The sequence below is a fragment of the Bradyrhizobium sp. genome, from assembly GCF_016213215.1.
GTDB lineage: Bacteria > Pseudomonadota > Alphaproteobacteria > Rhizobiales > Xanthobacteraceae > Bradyrhizobium.
Genome location: NZ_JACRAW010000002.1, coordinates 87,718 through 106,813, shown reverse-complemented (window position 1 = coordinate 106,813; position 19,096 = coordinate 87,718). Strand labels below are relative to the sequence as shown.

Sequence of the window (19,096 nt, the reverse complement as noted above, 5' to 3'; positions counted from 1 at the left end):
TCCGAGCAACGCGCCACCGAGCTGCCAAGATGGCTTCACCGCTACAACTGGCATCGCCCTCATGGCAGTATCGGATCAAAGCCACCGATCAGCAGACTCGGTCTGGCCGGGAACAACCTCCTGAGGCTCCACAGCTAGCTCTGGCCTTTGGGTCCCAGCTGAACGCTGCTCCGAAACGCTGCACTAGTGTTCGAGCCACGGACCTCTTACATCCGCTGCGCCGTCCAGGTTCCCGAGCACATGGTCCCGCGCCATGTGCCCGAACCGGACGAGCCGCTGAGGCGGCCCAAGCCTACGGCGCGCTTGACGCCGCTGCTCAGGGTGACGCTGATATTGCCGGCATCCGCCACCCGCCCCGAGGCGATGAGCTGGGTGTTGCTGGACGCGACCAGGCCATTGCTGATCCCGATCGAGACAGTCGATCCGTTCCCGCAGGCAGCGTTCGAGGATGCAATCCGAACATTCCACTCGCCGTCGAAGCTCGTGGACGCGCCGGCACGCGCGAGCGGCAGAGCAAAAGCAAACACGGTGACGATCAGCACCTTGCGAACGTATCCCATGACCCGCCCCTGTGGTTGGACCGCGACCACCATGTCACGGCCATTGACCGGGCGATGTGAGGGTCGTCACGCTGCTTCGCGAATGCCGCCGGACCAAATGGTCGCTGTCCGAGCCGTTGAGGCCGGCACCAAAGGCAGTTGCCCGCTGGCACGCCATCGCAGCCCGCTGATCCTTCCAGCCACGGCCCGCAAGAGGTAAAATACGCCTCCCCGCAGAAGCGGCTTGGGAGGCCACACGATGTCGGAGGGTGACAAGGTCTTCGCCGGCTCAATCCCGGCGAACTACGATCGCTATCTCGTGCCGCTGATCTTTCAGGGCTATGCCGAGGACATGGCGAAGCGCGTGGCGGCGCGATCGCCAAGAGCAGTGCTGGAAACCGCAGCCGGCAGCGGCGTCGTAGCCAGGGCGATGGCGGCGGCGCTGCCGCGGGATGTTGCTTGCGTCGCGACCGATCTGAATCAGCCGATGCTTGACTACGCGCGGAGCCGGCAGGCCGGCGACATGCGGTTTTCCTGGCAGCCGGCTGATGCCCAGTCACTGCCGTTCGAGGATCGCAGCTTCGATGCGGTCTGCTGCCAGTTCGGAGCGATGTTCTTCCCGGATCGGATCAAGGCGTATGGCGAGGCCAGGCGAGTGCTCAGGCCGCGTGGCGTATTCGTGTTCAACGTCTGGGACCGGATCGAGGAAAACGTTCTCGCCGGGGAAGTCACCGACGCGTTGGCCGAATTGTATCCGGGCGATCCGCCGCGTTTTCTGGCACGCACCCCGCACGGCTATCACGACGTCGCGCTGATCCGCAGCGAGCTCGAGCAAGCCGGCCTTTCGGTGGAAAGCATCGAGACCAAAGCGGGCGAGAGCCGTGCGCCATCGCCGCGCCATCCGGCGCTGGGCTACTGCCAGGGCACACCGCTACGGAACGAGATCGAGACGAGAGGTGGTCATACTCTGGAAGCTGCAACTGATCATGCCGCCAGAAAGATCGCCAGCCGCCACGGTGACGGCGAAGTTGCCGCCAAAATCCAGGCGCATGTGATCACGGCCATCGCCTAGACCATCGGTCTAGACGCTGGCCGGGTTCTCAATTGACGCGCGTCCAGGTCTGGCCGCCGCAGAACATGCCGCCAAAGGCGCAACCCTGCACGCGCAGCCTGTCCGGTCCGCTCAGCGAGATCGTGGAATCGTATGTGCTGCCGGTGCTGGGATCGACAATCCGCCCGGCCCATTTGAGATCTTTCTCTGGCCTCATGTTGATCAGGACCTGCTCGCCGTTCTGATTCGATTTGGTATCGACCGAATAGCCGCACAGGTTGGTGCCGCACTGCTCGATGCGCACCTTGCCTTCCTTCTCTTCCGTCAGCCAGAGGCCGAGCGGCGAAGTGGGATCGCGAACGGGGGCTGCGGCAGGTGCCGGAGCAGCGGCCCGCTGTACGGGCGCAGGAGCCGCCTGGGCAGGAGCGGGCGGTGGCACCGCTGCAGCCGCGGCGGCGAGCGGAGGCGCCGCAGGCGGAGGCGTTACCGCGGGGGCTGCTTCCTGTTGCGCTGGCGCAGGCGTCGAAGGCAACGCTGGGAGTGGGGGAGGCGCCACGCCCGTTTGAGCTGGCTTGGCCGTGCTTGTCGGGGCGGCCGGAGCAGCCGCTGGCGCGGGCGCCGGGTTAGCGGTGGCCGGGGCTGCTGCGGGCGGCGGATCCACAGGCTGCGGGTTGACCTTGGCCTGCTGCGGATCCTGAGCCTTCCGGCTGTCCTGGTCCGTCTTCGCGCGCTTGGATTTTTGCCCGGTATTGTCGTAGACGCCGGGGACTTGCACCGTGCCACGGTCCGGATCGACGTGGATGGTATAGCCCCCGTATTGGAAGGTCATTTGCGCCTGTGCAGCCGTGCTCGCCAAAAGAAATGCGGCTAACGCCAACAACTTCTTCATCTCTGTCTCCTGAGCAGGTGGTCCCCACGGGAACTTATCCTTCGGGGCCTTTACGCAACGTGATCCAGATCACTTTCAACGGTATAAGTCGTGAGCCAGCGGGTCTGGGTTCAACGCGGCCGGCATAGCCTAGGTTGGTAATAGGGAAACGGGCAGGAAGGCTCTAGGCATGAACATTTGTTCCGGAAAAAACAAACCCACCGCTCCTGAAGAGCCGTGGGCTGCGCTCGCAAATGAGTGTGAGCATGTGAAAGATCGATCGGACAGGCGCGACGGCTAGACATCGCCCCTATCGTTGCGCATCAGCTCGGCGACCGCAGCACGGCCGGCGATCTCGGTTCTGAGCGCCTCGAAGCGCTGGCGCGCTTCGCTTTCGCGATCGTCAACAAATCGGACCGCTGCCTCGCCGGTCATGGGGCCGCTGACGACCGGCGCGGAATGCTCGCCGATGGTCTCGTGGACATAGTACTCACCGTCTTCGCCGCGTTGCACCGTCCACTTGAAACGGATCGCAGCCATCGGCCCGGGGCCGAACTTGGTGTAGCCGTCGGCATCGGCCGGCTCGGGCACCAGCGGTGGCTCGTTCGCCGCCGGCTGCTGATCCGTCACCGGGTGCTCCGGCTCGCGATGGGATCCGGGCTCGAGAATGCTGGCGATCGTCGCCAGCGCGTTTTTGGTCGCGTCGATAGCAGACAAGGTCCATCCTCCGGCGGCACGCGTCCGGCACAAAAGTCCCGCTGCCGGCGCGGCGCAACTACTTACCTTGCTGTTGATTAAGGCTGAGTTTGGGCCCTTTGGCGCAGGTTCCTAGGCACAAACCGGCGGCTTCTTGTCTTTCCAAGGACGGGCCTGCTCGAGTTGCGCCGCCAGCCGAAACAAGGTCGCCTCATCGCCAAGGCGTGCGGCGAACATCATGCCGAGGGGAAGGCCGGCCTTGCTCCAGGCCAGGGGCACCGACATGGCCGGTTGACCGGACATGTTGAACATCGCCGTACCCGGCATGTAGCGGCGGAGCGTCGGGCCGATCTGCGACAGGTCCTGCGACATCGTATTGATCTCGCCCAGCCGCACAGGCTGAAGGCACAACGTAGGCGACAGAAAGACGTCGCAGCTCGCGAGAAACTCCGACAGTGCCCGCGAAATCCGGAACGCGTCGAGCTCGGCGGCGACATAGTCCGTTGCCGTGAGTGCCTTCGCGATAAAGGCGCTGGCGAGCGTCAGGGCTTCGAAATCATCTCCCGTCAGGGCACGCCCGAAGCGCTGCTCGGCGAGGCGCAGGTTCAGGCTGGTATGGCTAGCGACGATCGTCGACATCGCGATGGACGGATCGGCGGGCAGCACAGGGGCGCGCGCCTCGACCTTGTGGCCCAGTCCTTCCAGCATCCGCGCCACGTCGCGAACCGCCTCCGCGACTTCCGGGTCGATGGCGTCGCCATAGGGCGACCTGTCGGTAAAGGCGATGCGCAGGCGTCCCGGATCGCGCCCGACCTCCTCGGCGAAGGGCCGCTTCGGCGGCGGTGCAACATACGGGCTCGACAGCTCGGGGCCGCAGATCGCATCCATCATCGCTGCGCTGTCCCGCACGCTGATGCTTACCACATGTCCGCAGGTGAGGCCTGCCCAACCCTGGCCGCGGTCGGGCCCCACCGGGTTGCGCGCCCGCGTCGGCTTCATGCCGAACACCCCGCAGGCAGAGGCGGGGATCCGGATCGACCCGCCGCCGTCGGTCGCATGCGCAACCGGCAGCACGCGGGCAGCGACCACCGCGGCCGCGCCGCCCGACGAGCCGCCGGACGAATGCGCCAGATTCCACGGATTGTGCGTGGGGCCGAACAGCCGCGATTCCGTTGTCGGCACCAGACCGAATTCTGGGCTCGCGGTCTTGCCGAAGATCGTCAGGCCGGCGTTGACGAAGCGCTGGGCCTGGGTGCCGCTATGATCGGCAATATCGGTCCGGAAGGCGCTTGCGCCGAAGGTCGTGCAGGTGCCTTCCAGAAGCTCGAGATCCTTGATCAGGAAGGGCACGCCGGTGAACGGGCCTGCCGGCAAGCCCTTGGCGATCTGCCGTTCGGCGTAGTCGTAATGCTTGATCACCACCGCGTTGAGCTGCGGATTGACCTTCTCGGTACGGGCGATCGCCTCGTCCAGCAGATCCTTCGCGCTGACCTCTTTCTTGCGGACAAGTTCGGCGAGGGCGACCGCGTCATAGCTGCCGAATTCCTTGAAACCCATGGTGCTGGAATGCCTGTGTGGAATTTCCACCGACGTTGAGCGCCGGCGCTCATGCGTGCGCTTCCGGCGGAAGCGCATTCAACTCAGCCTAGCACGTCCTGATTGATGACGTTCTGGCGGATCGGCGCCCCGTCCAGCGCGCTCAGGAGATTGCGCGCCGTCTGCTCGCTCATGCGGTCGACGGCCTCGACCGTGACGCCTGCAACGTGCGGCGCCGTGATCACGTTGGGAAGTTCGAAGAGGGCCTGTCCCGCCGGAGGCGGCTCAAATTCGAAGACGTCAAGGCCGGCCCCGGCGAGCCGGCCGGAGACGAGCGCATCATAGAGCGCTCTTTCATCAACGATGCCGCCGCGCGCGGTATTGATCAGGCAGGCGGTCGGCTTCATGCGCCTGAACCGGGCCGCATTGAACATGCCGACCGTTTCCGCCGTCTTTGGACAGTGAATGCTGACGAAATCGGCACGCGGCAGGGCAGCATCGAGATCGGCTACCCGTTCGCAGCCCGCCGCATTGATTTCCGACGCTGGCTTGTAGGGATCATAGACCAGCACGTTCATTTCCATGGCAAGGCACCGCTTGGCCGTTCGTGTGCCGATGCGGCCGAAACCGACGATCAGCACCGTCTTGCCGTAAAGGTCGAACGGCAGCTTGCCGAGCCGCTCGGCCCAGGTGCCATTCCTGACCATGGCGTGCATTTCCACGGCCCGCTTGGCCAGCGACAGCATCATGAAAAGGGCGCACTCGGCCACCGACGGCGAGTTGGCGGTCCCGGCCACCATTAACGGCACCTTGCGGCGGCTCAGCGCCGGAATATCGACCGCATCAAAGCCGACACCGATGCGGGTGACGACCTTCATGTCGCCGGAGGCTTCTAACTCGGGCTCCCCGAAGCGCGTTGCGCCCAGCGCCACGCCATGGACCGGGGCATGCTGCCGCAACAGCGCCTCGAAATCCTTGGCCGAGATCATGTTGGGGAATTCGACAAACTCGATGTCGTCTCGCGTCGCGAGAAGCGTCCGTCCTGCCTTTGAAAATGATTCAGTGACGAGAATCTTCTTCTTGTTCGTCGCCATTCCCCTGCCTGCCCCGTTTCTTCTTGTCCGTCGTCAAAGGACGACGCCTGTCGCCTCGTTTAGCAGGTGCATGTTGTTGAGGTCTATGGCCAATCGCATCGGCGCGCCGTCCTTCGCTCCGGCACCGGGATTGACGCGGCCGCACACCTGGATGCCGTCCAGCGTAAAGTAGACGAGCGTCTCCATGCCCATCGGCTCGGTTACATCGAGCACAGCATCGAAACTCTCGATACCCGGCTCGGCATGCGGCCGCTTTTCGGTGATGTGCTCCGGCCGGATGCCAAGCAACAGCCCCTCGCTCCGCGGCAATGCAGTGTAACGGGCGGCGCGCGGCCCGGGCAGCGGGAAGGCGATGCGGTCGGTGAGGCGGATAGTGAGGGTGCCGCCGGCGTCCTCGAGCCGGCACGGCATGAAATTCATCGCGGGCGAACCGATGAACCCTGCAACGAAGCGCGTCGCCGGCCGATGGTAGAGCTCGTTCGGCGTGCCGATCTGCTCGATCCGGCCGTTGTTCATCACCACCACGCGGTCGGCGAGAGTCATCGCCTCGACCTGGTCGTGGGTGACGTAGACGGTCGTGGTCCGCACCTTCTGGTGCACCTTCTTGATCTCGATGCGCATCTGCACGCGTAGCTTGGCATCCAGATTGGACAGTGGCTCGTCGAACAGAAAGACCTTCGGGTTGCGTACGATCGCGCGACCCATCGCCACGCGCTGGCGCTGTCCGCCGGAGAGCTGCTTCGGCTTGCGGTCGATCAGATCCGTGATGTCGAGAAGGCGTGCCGCCTCGGTCACCCGCGCCTTGATCTCGGCCTTGGGATAATGCTTCAGCCGCAGTCCGAACGACATGTTCTCGGCGACGGTCATGTGCGGATAGAGCGCGTAGTTCTGGAACACCATCGCGATGTCGCGATCCTTGGGCGGAACGTCGTTCACGACGTCGCCGTCGATCGTGATATCGCCGTCGGTAATGTCTTCGAGCCCGGCAATCATCCGTAACGTGGTGGACTTGCCGCAGCCCGACGGGCCGACCAGCACGATGAACTCGTGGTCGGAGATGTCGAGGTCGATGCCACGCACCGCCTCGACCTCATCGTACCGTTTGACAACCTTGCGCAGCGAAACGTCAGCCATGGGAGTTTCAACCCTTCGTCGCGCCGGCGGTCAGGCCGGCAATGTAATAGTCCATCAGGAAAGCGTAGATGATGAGCGGCGGCGCGGCGCCGAGCAGGGCGCCCGTCATGATCTGTCCCCAATTGAACACGTCGCCCTTGATCAGCGTCGTGATGATGCCGACCGGCAGCACCAGCTGGTCGATCGACGTCGTGAACACCAGCGGATAGAGAAACTGCGCCCATGAGACCGTGAAGGCAAAGATGGTCGCTGCAATGATGCCGGGGAAGGCAACGGGAATGAAGATGCGCGTCAGCGTCTGAAACCACGACGCGCCGTCGATGACGGCGGCTTCATCGAGTTCCTTCGGGATCGATGCGAAGTAACCGATCATGATCCAGGTGCAAAACGGCACCGTGAGCGTCGGATAGACGATCAGCAACACGTACCATCTGTTGATCAGCGGAATTCCGGTGAACTCGCCGAATGCCGCAAACATCTTGAACAGCGGCAGGAACAGCAGCGTCTCGGGGATTAGGTAGGTCAGAAAAACCCCGGTTGCGAGCGTCGCCGAACCCCAGAACCGCATCCGCGCCAGGGCAAAAGCTGCCGGTACGCTGATGAGCATGGTGATTGTCACGACGAAGATCGAGACCATCGCCGAGTTCCAGAAGAACCGCAGGAACTGGTTCGACGTTAGAATCTCGATGTAGTTCGAGAGCGTTGGATGAAATACCCACCATGGGTTGGTCGCGGCCGAAATCTCCGCGCTGCTCTTGAGCGACGTAATCAGCATGTAGAGCGGCGGCAGCAACGAAAACATCGCGAAGAGCGCCAGAAAGAAATACGACCATCTCAGCGCCCACGTGCGGTCGCGGCTCATGCTGCCGTACTTGACCTTGCGGGTCGGCGCGGCCTTGTCGATCGTTGCGGTGCTCATCAGGCTTCGTTCCCGCGCTTGTTGATGTCCCGCAGGATGAAGATCGCTGCGATGGCAAGGATCGGCAACATGAAGAGTGAGACACTGGCGCCCAATGGAACATCGCTGCCTTCGATGCCGACACGAAACGCCCATGTTGCGAAGATGTGCGTGTGGTCCAGCGGCCCGCCGGCCGTGAGAATGCGCACGATATCGAAGTTTGCAAACGTGACGATCAGAGAGAACAGCGTCGTAATCGCGATGATGTTGCGCATCATCGGCAGCGTCACGTACCAGATGCGTTGCCACCAGTTGGCGCCGTCGATGGCGGCGGCCTCATAGAGTTGGTCCGGCACCGATTTCAGCGCCGCCAGATACATGATCATGAAGAACGGCGCGCCGACCCAGATGTTGACAAGAATGACCGAGAAGCGCGCCCACGCGGCGTCGCCGGTCCATGGGATTGGACCGACTCCGAAAAACGACAGCGTGTAGTTGAAGGCGCTGTACGAAGGATCGAACAGCCACAGCCAGGCCAAGGTGCTCATCGCAGGCGGGATCACCCAGGGCACCAGCAACATGCCGCGCCATTTGCGCTGGCCCTTTGCCGGAATGTTGTGAACGAAATGGGCCACGATGAACCCGATAAGCGCTTTGAAAAAGACCGCCGTGAGGGCGAAGATGCACGACTGCTTCACCACCAGCCAGAAAGTGTCACGCTTGAACAGGAATTCGAAATTGCCCAGGCCGACAAATCGCTGCATCGACTTGTTCAGCGTTGCCAGGTGCAGCGAAAAGAACGCCGGATAGATCACCAGAATTACGATCAGGAGGATCAAGGGCAGCGTCATCAGGAACGCGGTAGTCGATTTTCGCTTCAGCGCGGTCCGCAAGCTGGAGCGCTTGCGTGTGCCTCCGGCACCGGCAACTCGGTTTGGCGGAAATGCGACGTCGACCATGATGCGCCTTCCCTGATGTCGAGAAGTCGGCGTCGCCGACTGCTCGATCTCGTGGACATGAAAGCGGGTGCATGCCGCCGCGGCTTGCACTCGGACAGGCCGCGGCGGCGGGGATCCTCAGCTCCGCATGAAGCCTTCGAGTTCACCCTCGGCCCAGGCCAGTGTCTTCTCCATGGGCTCGCCCTGGTAGAAACGCACGCACATCTTGGTCAAGGTGGCCTGCGTGTAGATCTGCTGGGCAACCTTTGGCGGCGCAGGCGATGCGGAGATCGACAGCACCTGATGCTTGTGCGGGTTGGGGTAGTGGTACAGCGTACCCTTCGGCGGGCCTTCCTCTGCCCATGTCTTGAGCGTGGTCAGCTTCTCGAACGCCGGCAGGTCGTAGCCGCCGCTGGCAGTGACCATTTTCTCAATGGCATCCGGCTGCGAGAGTCGCAGCAGAAGGCTCTTGGCGGCCTCCTTGTTCTGGGCAAACTTCCAGATGCTCCAGTAGTAGGGAAGGAATGGCGCGAACCGTCCCTTTGGACCGACCGGGAAGCCGTGGGTCCAGCATTGCTCGGCAACCTGCGGCGCATCCCGTTTGGCTACGGCCCAGGCGCTCGGCGGATTCATGATCAAGGCGCCACGGCCTGAAACCAGCCATTTGTTGTTGGAGGAGTCATCCCATGCCGGCGCATCCGGCGGCAGGAATGCCATCAGTTTCTTGTAGAATTCGAGGACCTGCCGCACGTTGTCGTTCTTCACGACGACGTTGCCCTTGGCATCGACGACCTCCGCCCCGAAGGCCAGGAAGAAGGCGCCCACGGTATCGACGGAGTCGCTGGTCTCACCAAGACCGATGCCGAAGGGAACCCCGCCTTTCTGGCAAGCTTCGGCCGCCTTCAGGAACGCGTCCGTTGTCCATGCGTCGGCTTTTGGCGCCTGGCCTGCCGGATACATCGCCTGGACGTCGATGTTGGCGTGCTTCTTCATCAGGTCGATGCGGGAGCAGGGGCCCTTGATTTGGCTGCCGACGCAGGCAGGAACAGCCAGCCATTTTCCTCCCGCCTGGCCCAGATATCTGACGGTGCCGTTGACGTCGCCGCTTTGCTTGATGACCGCTTCGACGACATCGTTTACGGGTTCGAGTTGCTCAGCGTGCGCGTGCGGCAACCAGGTCGACATCGCGAGAATATCGTGTCCCGATTTCGCCTGGGCTTCAGCTTGTGTTGTCAGCAGCAACTTGTTGCCCTGGCTCGGAATGTAATCGATCGTAACCTCTACCTTCTCCTTGGCGGCCCACTCGTTGACCAGTTCGGTGGAGGCCTTGTTGGCCCCGGGCACCCAATGGTCCCAGAAGCCGATCGACAGTTTGCCGGCGGCATAAGCGCCCCGCACATACGGCGCGGTGATGAGCGCAGCCGAAGACATCGCGGTGGCAGCAACAAATTGTCGTCGAGACAGTTTTCTGCGTGACATGTCGTTCCCTCGCTAATCTGATTTTTGTTCTCGTTTTTCTTGCGCTCCTTCTTTCCCCGCGCTGAGCAGCGCGCGCGAGGCGAGGAGATTTGGTAGCGCGATCAAATCAGAATTGTTCGCACCTGTCGAGAAATCCCGTAGCGATAGTTCTTGAACTAACGTTGAGCCCAGGACGGCGGGGATGTGCGCGCTATCATTTTCAGCATGCTGAGGTTGTTGCGCTGCACCCAGGAGGTATTCCCCCAACGATGAAGCGGGGTGCGCAATTACGCCGCAGTTCGCGTCAACGCTGCATAACCCGCTTTCGCGGCAAGACTTTCCTTGAACGAGGGCACCGGTGGATTGCACTAAACCAAAACGTTAAGATTCCGACTCGGCAGCACCTGCCGTCTCTCCCCGGAAGTCCAAGCGAATAGATCAGACGATGGAGATTAGAATGATGAGCCTGACGCGTTCAGTGCGCGCGCTTCTGCGATGGTGCATCGCGCTCGGGTCAGTTGTCGTGCTGTTGTTGGGCGTGACCGCAGCGGCGGACGCGCAAGGCCTGGTTAAGGGCGTTCAGGAGGGAGCCGCAGCAGGCAATAAGGCCGCAGGACCCGTCGGCGGGGTACTCGGCGGCGCGATCGGTGGCGTCGTCGGCGCCGTGACTGGCGTGCTCGGTGTCGTCGACAATAAACCGGCCGCGCCGAGCGGGAACAAACCGCAGGGCTCCTCCAAGACAGATGCCAAGGCAGATCCCAAGTCGGATAATGCCAAAGGGAATGCCAAGAGCGCCAATTCCAAGAGCACCGGCCCGACGGGCGCCAATTCCAAGGGCCACGGTCCGACGGCTGCCAAGGCCGGCCAGCCGCCAGCCAAGCAGCTGACGGTACTCACCCAGGAAGGCGAACCGCAACTCACAGCCGAGCAGATCGTCGCCAATAGCGACGCCTATATCGAACGCATCAAGACGGAATTGAATCTGACGCCAGAACAGGAGAAGCACTGGTACAACTTCAGCAGCGCGATGCACTATCTTGGTCACAACGGTGCCGAACGCCTGAACCTGCGCGTCGCGCGTGCAAAGCGTGATCCGCCGGACGACATCGTTGAGCAGATGCGCAATGAGGCCCAGTTCTTGGTCGATCGGGCCGCCGACCAGCGCAGCGTCGCCGATGCCGCCGAGCCGCTTTATGCGACCCTTGACGACAAGCAGAAGCAAATCTTCATCCAGCAAATGGTGCGCCTCAGCCACGAGCGGGGGCTGGATTAGCAAACGCGAGTGGCATTGCTAGACCAAGGATCTGCTCGTTGACATCGCTCCATTGCCGCGCCGCGAATAGCCAGGCAGCCATGCCCTGGGGTAGGTGGAAGGCGCGGCGCCCGGCTATCCTGCCGCAGCGGCGCGGCTTCTCTTATTCGTCACGCAAAGTTGAAGAAACGCTGGCCGATTCACGCCTGAGTCATGGCTGACTGAGGGCCTTATCGGGAACTCTCGGTACGCTGTCGGCGATGAGTGCCTCGGCAGGGGTGCCGAAGTCGAGGACGGCGCCATTTCGCTCAGGTTTTTTGCCGCTCGCAAGGCGGGGTATTTTTGGGCTCAAGTTGATGGAAGAAAAGCGAAAACACCAACGAATTCAAATCGACGAACCGGCATATGTGTCGTCGGGCGGTTCCGTGATGAGCTGCACGGTCACGAACATGTCCGTCGCGGGCGCCGCCATTGACGTCGAGAACCCGGCATTTATTCCGCCGCGGTTTCGACTGATTATGGCTAGGGATTCGTCGGTTCGTGACTGCAGGGTCGTGTGGATCCAGAAGAACCGGATCGGACTCGCCTTCGTTGCATCGCCGCAAGAACCTGAGGCGCACTGAAATCATCCTCGCTCAGGCCAGTGGCCGAGCGTCAATCAGGCTGAGGCAACAAACCAATGCGACCGCTTTGAAGCATCGATCGCCAGAAGACGCCACGCCGCTGGCGCAGGACCCCCGGTGAAGTCAGGTGAGACGGTCCTCATCCAAACGCGTGATTGTCGGACGGCGAAAGTCCTAACGGATTTGTAGTTGCGCACCGACAGGGCGCAGCGGCACGGAACCCGATCTCGGATTGGCGGCACTGCCCAGAACGTTAGCGATGGTCCTTGCCGTCATGCCCGCGCGGTCCGACGCACGTTGCGCCGCGAGACGGTCCCTGGCCCGCTCTTCGATCAGGATTTCGATCAGTGCCAGTCTCTTCTTCTCGTCGACCGCGTCGGCCAACAGTTGCCGATAGCGATCATAGTCAAATTCCGTTTCCTCGCTACGCATGTCACGCCCCCGCTACATACGCTACACGTCGCGAGTGTTTCGCAATGCTTGGAAATGCGCAAGGGCAGCTAGGGCTGCGAAGTGAAAAGAGCTGTGGGTTTCTCGCGGAACCACGTGCAATTCTCGTGGAAGGCGCGGCGGCATCGCCTTCCTCGAGCGACTACTACGTCCGCGTCTTCGACGTGAACGACGGGCAAGCTATCGTGGCAGGATCGTCTTCCCGAAGGTGAAAGTCGACACCGATGACCGTTGAAGCGGGCGGCAGGCGGCAGTCAATATGTGTCGACAGTTGACGGCGGCCACGGCTCCTACGGCACCAAGCTTGCGATTGCGTAAGAGCCTATGCGCTGCCAGATCTCCGCTCAGTTTCGGGCGCTCGCTTTGGTGCCGATTCACGAGAACGGCGAGAGCTTGCGCCATGTCAAGGCTTCTCTGGCGTACCGGTGTAAATTCTAAAACATACCGAGTGGCTCTCGCGCGGGGGTTGTTCCGGTTACGAGGCTCGGACTCCTAGGCACTCCGAGCCTCGTTTCCTGTCCTGTGTCAGGGGATATTTGCCCGGCGCCCGTTTGCACGATCACATTCGGCGTCCTGGCTCGTTTGATCAACCAGCAGCCCGCAATGAGCACCGGCCGGCGCCGTACGGCGAAATGGCACAATTGGCTCGCTTCCTGCGTTGTCCAGCCAACCAGCGAGCTCACATGCAAGCCTCATTCGATTGTCTGATCATTGGTGGCGGACCGGCAGGCCTGATGGCGGCGATCTATCTCGCCCGCTTCCGGCGCAAGGTCTGCCTTGTCGATGCCGGGCAAAGCCGCGCCGCGCTGATTCCTCGCAGCCATAACGTTGCGGGTTTCGCCCACGGCCTTTCGGGTTCGGAATTGCTGGCCCGCATGCAGCAGCAGGTCAGTGATCTCGGGGTGCCGATGATCAAGGCCGAGGTTGCGGCCTTGGGGCAGAATGGTGGCAGCTTTAGCGCGGCCTGGGATCGGGGCGAGGCGAGGGCGTCGGCGGTCATCCTTGCCAGCGGCATCGTCGACACACAGCCACCGTTCACAGACTGGGAAACCGCAGTCCGGGACGGACTGTTGCGTTACTGTCCGATCTGCGACGCCTTCGAGGCGACTGGCAAGCGCATCGCCGTTATCGGGCCATGGCAGCATTCCGCCGGCAAGGCACTCTTTCTGCGCGACTATTCGCGGGACGTCACCTTGCTGACCACGGACGAGCTGCCGCAGGGCGAAGTCGCCGGTCGGCTGGTCGCGGCGGGAGTGGGGATGCTGATGGCCCCACGCCCCAGGCTGAGCCGGCGCGGCAATCGCGTCCAGGTCATGAGTGACAGCGCGGAGCTGGCGGAGTTCGACGTGCTCTATCCCGCTATGGGGGCCGATGTGCGCTCAAATCTTGCGCTCGCGCTTGGTGCAGCGCACGACCGAGGCGCTTTCCTGAAGGTGGACGACCATCAGCGCAGCACGGTTTCCAATCTCTATGGCATTGGCGACGTCGTGACCGATCTCCATCAGATCGCGGTGGCTTTTGGCCACGCTGCGGTCGCCGCCTGCGCGATCCATAACAGCCTCCCGCGGCGGTTTGCCTGAGCTGCGGGTTGCCTCGCGCGCCGCCCGGCAACCGCTTGACCTTCGTCAACACGAGGACGGCCAGACAGATCATTCTGGCGCACATTGGCGGCCGTATCAGCGCCGCCGATCGAGCAAGCACGAGGGAGAAATGGCCCGCCCACAGGATCAGGTCGCCGGCAAGGAAGGCATACCCGCCCATCTGCCACACGACCCCAAGCAGGACGAGCGTCTGGAAGAGGAGCCGCATCTTCAGGACGTGATCGAGGACGATGAGGTGAGGGAAGCCCTCAAACGGCTCCACTCCGGCGTGCAGAAGACAGACGAAGGCGAGCCGGCCTGACGCCGGGCCTTTTCAGGCTCTCCTGGCCGGCGAGGCTTCTACGACGTTGTCGGTCTCGATCGCCTGCTCGGCATCATGGACGACCGCGATGGTCCGCAGGAGACTCGATGGATTGACGCTGATGGAATCGATCCCCAGCTGCGCAAGGTAGCGGGCGATCTCCGGATAATTCGCCGGCGCCTCGCCGCAGATGCCGATATGGCGCTTGTTGCGCCGGGCACCGGTCACGGCAAGCTTGAGCATTTCCAGCATTCCGGGGTCGCGCTCGTCAAAATCGAACGCGACGATGTCGGAGTCTCGATCGACGCCGAGGGTGAGCTGGGTGAGGTCATTCGACCCGATCGAGAATCCATCAAATAGCGCAGCAAACTGGTCAATCAGGATGACGTTGTTGGGAATCTCGCACATCACATAGATTTCGAGGCCGCCGTCGCCCTGTTGCAAGCCGTGTTGACCCATCGTCTGGATCACCTTGCGTGCTTCCTCGACGCGCCGGCAGAACGGGATCATGATCTTGAGGTTGGTGAGCCCCATCTCGTCGCGCACACGGCGGAGCGCCGCGCATTCCAGGGCAAAGCCCGGCGCATAGGCGGGATGCGCATAGCGCGCCGCGCCGCGAAAGCCCAGCATCGGGTTTTCCTCCTTAGGCTCGAAGTCTGCCCCGGCTTTCAGGTTCGCATATTCATTGGTCTTGAAATCGGATAGCCGCACGATCACCGGGCGCGGGTAGAATGCCGCCGCGATCGTCCCCACGCCTTCGGACAGCCGCTCGACAAAGAAATCGGCGGGCTTCTTGTGAAGGCGGGTAAGCTGCTTGACCGCTTGCCGGTCTCTCGGCGCCTTGATCCGCTCCGGCATGGCGAGCGCCATGGGGTGGACGCCGATGTGCTGGTTGATGATGAATTCCATCCGCGCCAGGCCGACCCCGTCGCTTGGCATCAGGGCAGTCTTGAACGCGATTTCCGGATTGCCGAGATTGACCATGATTTCGGTGCGGGGCTTCTTCAGGTTTGTGATCGACACCCGCTCCACTTCGAACGGCAGGCTGCCGGCGTAGACGTGTCCGACCTCGCCGTCGGCGCAGGAGACCGTCACAGCCATTCCGTTCCTGGCTTTTGCGGTGATATTTTCGATCCCGACCACCGCAGGAACGCCGAGCTCCCTTGCCACGATGGCGGCATGGCAGGTGCGACCGCCATGTTCGGTGATGATGGCGGAGGCGATCTTCATCACCGGCTCCCAATCCGGGCTCGTGGCCGGCGCAACCAGCACCTCACCGGACCTGAACGCATGAAGGTCCTGCTTCCGCTTGATCAGGCGAACCTTGCCCGATGCGATCTTTTCTCCCACCGCACGGCCTTCGCCAAGAAGCGTTCCCTTGGACTTGAGCATGTAGTTCTCGAGGGCATCCGGCGTGCGGCGCGAGGCGACTGTCTCAGGGCGCGCCTGGATAATGTAAAGTTCGCCGTCGGCTCCGTCCTTTGCCCATTCGACATCCATCGGCATTGGGTGGCCGGCGCGCCGCGAATAGTGCTTCTCGACGGCAATGGCATCGCCCGCGAGCTTGAGCACGTCCTCATCGGAAATGCAGAAGCGCTCGCGGTTGCGGCGAGATGTCGTAATGTTGCGTGTGGTCGCGTGGCCTCGTGCATAGACCATCTTCTTGTCCTTGCCGCCGAGCCGGCGCGATAGCACCGCTCGGAAGCCGGCCTCGAACGTGGGCTTGTGCACGTAGAACTCGTCCGGCTCCACGGCGCCCTGGACGACATTCTCGCCAAGTCCGTAGGCTCCGGTCACGAACACCACGTCACGGAATCCGGACTCGGTGTCGAGGGTGAAGATCACGCCGCTGGCGGCGAGATCGGAACGAACCATCTTCATGACGGCGACCGATAGCGCCACCTTGAAGTGATCGAAGCCGTTGTCGATACGATAGGAAATCGCCCGGTCGGTAAAGACCGAAGCAAAGCAGTTCCGGCAAGCGTCGAAGAGATCGCGCGCGCCGCGGACGTTGAGGTAGCTCTCGTGCTGTCCAGCGAAGCTGGCGTTGGGCAGGTCTTCCGCGGTCGCAGAGCTGCGGACGGCAACCGCGACATTGGCGCCGTATTCCTGCTCGAGCTGCCGATAGGCGCTGGCAACCTCGCGACGCAGGTCCTCACGTTCGGTGGCGGCGTAGACGATGGCACGGGCCGCGGCAGCGCGTCTGGCGAGATCGGAAATGCGCCGCTTGTCAATGGAGCCGAGCAGCTTGCGTAGCTCTTGCCACGCTCCACCTTCGGTCAACGCGTGGCGGTAGGCCTCGGCCGTGAGCGCAAAGCCGTTAGGCACCAAGATACCCTGAGACGAGAGCTCGGAGTAGAGTTCGCCGAGCGAAGCGGTCTTGCCGCCTACCAGGGGGACGTAATCCAATCCGATATCCTTGAACCACCGCACGTAATCGGGGCTGGTCATCTCGGGTCTCCGCACTGCATCATGGATCGGCAACCGCGCGCCGATTAGCTGGCGAATGTGGCCGCTTGAGCGGTTCCGGCATTTGCGAAAGATCAACCATTGCGGGGTGATCTGCTCTAGAGGTTTTTGCGAAGAGAATCATGGCCGTCGAAACCACTACAGACCCCCGTCAAGACTGGATCCGGTTCTGGGCAAGCGCTTCAGGCTTCTGGCGCGGCCTTGGGGCATGGCGTGTCTGGCTGCTCTGCGTGGTGCTGCTCTCGATCGTCGGGCTGCAGCTCTACGTGCAGTTTCGGTTCAACTACTGGAACCGCGATTTCTTTGACGCCCTCGAGCGCCGGGATCCGGGACGCCTGCAATTTCAGGCTTTGCTGCTGCTTCCGCTTTGCGGCGCTTCTATCGCACTCGCCGTCACCTCGGTCTGGGGGCGGATGACCGTACAGCGCATGTGGCGCAAATGGCTGACCAATCACTTGATCCAGTACTGGACCGAGAACGAGCGGTATGCCCGTCTGGCTCAGGTTCAATCGGAGCTGCAAATACCCGAATACCGTATCGCCGAAGACGCAAGGATAGCAACTGACGCGCCCATCGATCTGGCGCTGGGTGCGGTCTCTTCCTTGCTAACGGCCTTCATCTTCATCCAGGTCCTGTGGGGGGTCGGAGGTGATGTTACTTTCAACGCCTTCGGCCTCAGCGCCCGGATTCCGGGGTATCTCGTCATCAGCGTGGTGCTCTATTCGAGCCTGATCACCGGGACCATGGTGCTGGTCGGTTCACCCCTGACACAGGTCATCCAGACCAAGAACCAGACCGAGGCAGAGTTGATTACAGCGGCGCACCAGTTGCGGGACATCGGCGAGGGCCACGCTCCGAAAGAGGACGAGTCGAGTGTGAAGGAGGGCATTCACGACGCGGTGCGGAATGTGCTGAAGCAGTGGCGGCGCCTCTGCTGGCGCCTGATGCGCATGACCCTGGTTTCCCATGGCAACTCATTGCTGGCGCCGATCATAGGATTGATCCTGTGCGCCCCCAAATTCCTGGCGGGAACGATGACGCTTGGAGAACTCACCCAGGCGGCCGCAGCCTTCACGCTGGTACAGAGCTCGTTCAACTACCTCGTCGACAATTACGGGCGCGTGGCGGACTGGATCTCTTCCGTCGAGAGGGTGGGGCGATTGTTGATTTCGTTGGACCGCCTCAACCATCACAGCCCGGCGGCCAAGATCGATCAGGTCGGGATCGAGGCTGGGTCGCTTACGCCACTTCCATGACTTCCATGTCGACTTGCTCGGCAAGCCGCTTGATATCATCCGGCCGACACAGGTCGGTTCCCGGATGGAGAAGGGCTGCAGCGCCAGCCGCCATGGCGTAACGGAAGCAATCCACGATATCCGCTCCCTGTGCGAGTCGTAGCACCAGCGCCCCCAGGAAGCTGTCGCCGGCGCCGACGGCGCTGAGCGGAGTCACGGGCAGGCGATGCGCCCGCAGGACCTGGTTCCGTGTGACCAGGGCCGCCCCCAAATGTCCCATCGTCAACGCCACGATCCTGACCCTTAGTGCTTGGACGATCTCCCTGGCGGCAGCCTCCCACTCCAACTCATCCGTGGCCTCGACCCCGCTCAGATCGCGCATTTCCCGCAGGTTCGGCTTGATCATGTCGAGTCCTTCGGACACGGCGGCGGCGAGCGCAGGCCCCGCAGTGTCGAGGATCATCATTGCGCCGCGCTGTTTGGCGATCCGCGCGACCCTCGCGTAGAAATCATCGGGGACTCCGCGGGGCAGGCTGCCGCTCGCCACCACGAACCGGGGAAATGGCTCCAGCGCGGCGATCAGCTTCAGACATTCCTGCCATTCACTGTCGACGAGCCGAGGTCCGGGCAGGATGAAACGATATTGCTGGTCGGTGCTGATTTCGTGGACGAAGAAATCCTGCCGCGTCTCGCCCTTGATCCGGAAGGTTTGGCTCGCAACCCCCTCTTCTTCGAGCAGCTTGCGCACCAAGTCTCCGATTACCCCGCCGACGGGATAAATCGCGCTGACATCACCTCCCAGCCTGTTGATGACGCGGGCGACATTGATACCGCCGCCGCCGGGATCATGTCGCTGCGTGGTACCGCGCAGCTTCGCCACTGGGATGATCTTTTCGACCTCGGTCGAAAGGTCGAGCGATGGATTGACGGTGATGGTCACAATATCGCTCATG

The 19,096-nt window shown here is 62.4% G+C and carries 19 protein-coding genes; 7 read left to right on the top strand and 12 right to left on the bottom strand.

Going from position 1 to position 19,096, the window contains the following annotated elements:
* Positions 1 to 138, top strand: a 138-nt coding sequence (locus HY852_RS00570; RefSeq protein ID WP_291601632.1) for an integrase core domain-containing protein, incomplete at its 5' end; no start/stop codon positions are given.
* A 68-nt stretch (positions 139 to 206) separates the two neighbouring features.
* Here the strand turns inward: HY852_RS00570 and HY852_RS00565 are convergent.
* Positions 207 to 560, bottom strand: a complete 354-nt coding sequence (locus tag HY852_RS00565) for a hypothetical protein (protein ID WP_291601629.1) — start codon at positions 558 to 560, stop codon at positions 207 to 209.
* A 238-nt stretch (positions 561 to 798) separates the two neighbouring features.
* On the opposite strand from HY852_RS00565, the gene HY852_RS00560 reads away from it, so the two are divergent.
* Positions 799 to 1,611 carry a methyltransferase domain-containing protein gene (locus tag HY852_RS00560; protein ID WP_291601628.1) on the top strand — a complete coding sequence of 271 codons (813 nt, stop codon included), beginning with the start codon at positions 799 to 801 and terminating at the stop codon, positions 1,609 to 1,611.
* Between the two features lie 28 nt (positions 1,612 to 1,639).
* Here the strand turns inward: HY852_RS00560 and HY852_RS00555 are convergent, their stop codons facing one another.
* The 8 genes from HY852_RS00555 to HY852_RS00520 all read right to left on the bottom strand — a co-directional run bounded on the left by HY852_RS00555 (position 1,640) and on the right by HY852_RS00520 (position 10,233).
* A complete protein-coding gene (locus HY852_RS00555; protein WP_291601627.1) occupies positions 1,640 to 2,479 on the bottom strand; it encodes a DUF2147 domain-containing protein in 840 nt (279 codons plus the stop codon).
* A 276-nt stretch (positions 2,480 to 2,755) separates the two neighbouring features.
* Positions 2,756 to 3,175, bottom strand: coding sequence for a hypothetical protein (locus HY852_RS00550; RefSeq protein ID WP_291601626.1), 420 nt, complete (start codon positions 3,173 to 3,175; stop codon positions 2,756 to 2,758).
* A 111-nt stretch (positions 3,176 to 3,286) separates the two neighbouring features.
* Entirely contained in the window at positions 3,287 to 4,711 is a 1,425-nt protein-coding gene (locus tag HY852_RS00545; protein ID WP_291601625.1) for an amidase, read from the bottom strand.
* A gap of 83 nt (positions 4,712 to 4,794) precedes the next feature.
* A complete protein-coding gene (locus tag HY852_RS00540; RefSeq protein ID WP_291601623.1) occupies positions 4,795 to 5,784 on the bottom strand; it encodes a hydroxyacid dehydrogenase in 990 nt (329 codons plus the stop codon).
* Between the two features lie 33 nt (positions 5,785 to 5,817).
* Positions 5,818 to 6,918 carry an ABC transporter ATP-binding protein gene (locus HY852_RS00535; RefSeq protein ID WP_291601622.1) on the bottom strand — a complete coding sequence of 367 codons (1,101 nt, stop codon included), beginning with the start codon at positions 6,916 to 6,918 and terminating at the stop codon, positions 5,818 to 5,820.
* Between the two features lie 7 nt (positions 6,919 to 6,925).
* Positions 6,926 to 7,837 (bottom strand): carbohydrate ABC transporter permease, encoded by a 912-nt coding sequence (locus tag HY852_RS00530; protein WP_291601620.1) that lies wholly within the window; start codon positions 7,835 to 7,837, stop codon positions 6,926 to 6,928.
* Positions 7,837 to 8,775, bottom strand: a complete 939-nt coding sequence (locus tag HY852_RS00525) for a carbohydrate ABC transporter permease (RefSeq protein ID WP_291601617.1) — start codon at positions 8,773 to 8,775, stop codon at positions 7,837 to 7,839. Before HY852_RS00525 ends, HY852_RS00530 begins: the two co-directional genes overlap by 1 nt.
* A gap of 117 nt (positions 8,776 to 8,892) precedes the next feature.
* Positions 8,893 to 10,233, bottom strand: coding sequence for an extracellular solute-binding protein (locus tag HY852_RS00520; protein WP_291601615.1), 1,341 nt, complete (start codon positions 10,231 to 10,233; stop codon positions 8,893 to 8,895).
* Between the two features lie 436 nt (positions 10,234 to 10,669).
* Here HY852_RS00520 and HY852_RS00515 point away from each other — a divergent pair, with 436 nt between their 5' ends.
* Together HY852_RS00515 and HY852_RS00510 are read left to right on the top strand one after the other, a co-directional pair.
* Positions 10,670 to 11,485, top strand: a complete 816-nt coding sequence (locus HY852_RS00515) for a Spy/CpxP family protein refolding chaperone (protein ID WP_291601613.1) — start codon at positions 10,670 to 10,672, stop codon at positions 11,483 to 11,485.
* A gap of 335 nt (positions 11,486 to 11,820) precedes the next feature.
* Positions 11,821 to 12,087, top strand: a complete 267-nt coding sequence (locus HY852_RS00510) for a PilZ domain-containing protein (protein ID WP_291601611.1) — start codon at positions 11,821 to 11,823, stop codon at positions 12,085 to 12,087.
* Between the two features lie 174 nt (positions 12,088 to 12,261).
* Here HY852_RS00510 and HY852_RS00505 read toward each other — a convergent pair whose 3' ends face one another.
* On the bottom strand, positions 12,262 to 12,519 hold the full coding sequence (locus HY852_RS00505) for a hypothetical protein (protein WP_291601610.1): 258 nt from the start codon (positions 12,517 to 12,519) through the stop codon (positions 12,262 to 12,264).
* Positions 12,520 to 13,220: 701 nt separating this feature from the next.
* Between HY852_RS00505 and HY852_RS00500 the strand changes: the two genes are divergently transcribed.
* On the top strand, positions 13,221 to 14,117 hold the full coding sequence (locus tag HY852_RS00500) for an NAD(P)/FAD-dependent oxidoreductase (RefSeq protein WP_291601608.1): 897 nt from the start codon (positions 13,221 to 13,223) through the stop codon (positions 14,115 to 14,117).
* Positions 14,118 to 14,247: 130 nt separating this feature from the next.
* A complete protein-coding gene (locus HY852_RS00495) occupies positions 14,248 to 14,439 on the top strand; it encodes a hypothetical protein (protein WP_291601605.1) in 192 nt (63 codons plus the stop codon).
* Between the two features lie 12 nt (positions 14,440 to 14,451).
* On the opposite strand, the gene ppsA is transcribed toward HY852_RS00495, so the two are convergent.
* On the bottom strand, positions 14,452 to 16,890 hold the full coding sequence (gene ppsA, locus HY852_RS00490) for a phosphoenolpyruvate synthase (protein ID WP_291601603.1): 2,439 nt from the start codon (positions 16,888 to 16,890) through the stop codon (positions 14,452 to 14,454).
* 140 nt (positions 16,891 to 17,030) lie between these two features.
* Between ppsA and HY852_RS00485 the strand changes: the two genes are divergently transcribed.
* Positions 17,031 to 18,164, top strand: coding sequence for an SbmA/BacA-like family transporter (locus HY852_RS00485; protein WP_291601600.1), 1,134 nt, complete (start codon positions 17,031 to 17,033; stop codon positions 18,162 to 18,164).
* On the opposite strand, the gene HY852_RS00480 is transcribed toward HY852_RS00485, so the two are convergent.
* Positions 18,148 to 19,095, bottom strand: a complete 948-nt coding sequence (locus HY852_RS00480; protein ID WP_291601598.1) for a 1-phosphofructokinase family hexose kinase — start codon at positions 19,093 to 19,095, stop codon at positions 18,148 to 18,150. The two genes, HY852_RS00485 and HY852_RS00480, sit on opposite strands and share 17 nt — an antisense overlap.
* Position 19,096 lies beyond the last annotated feature (1 nt).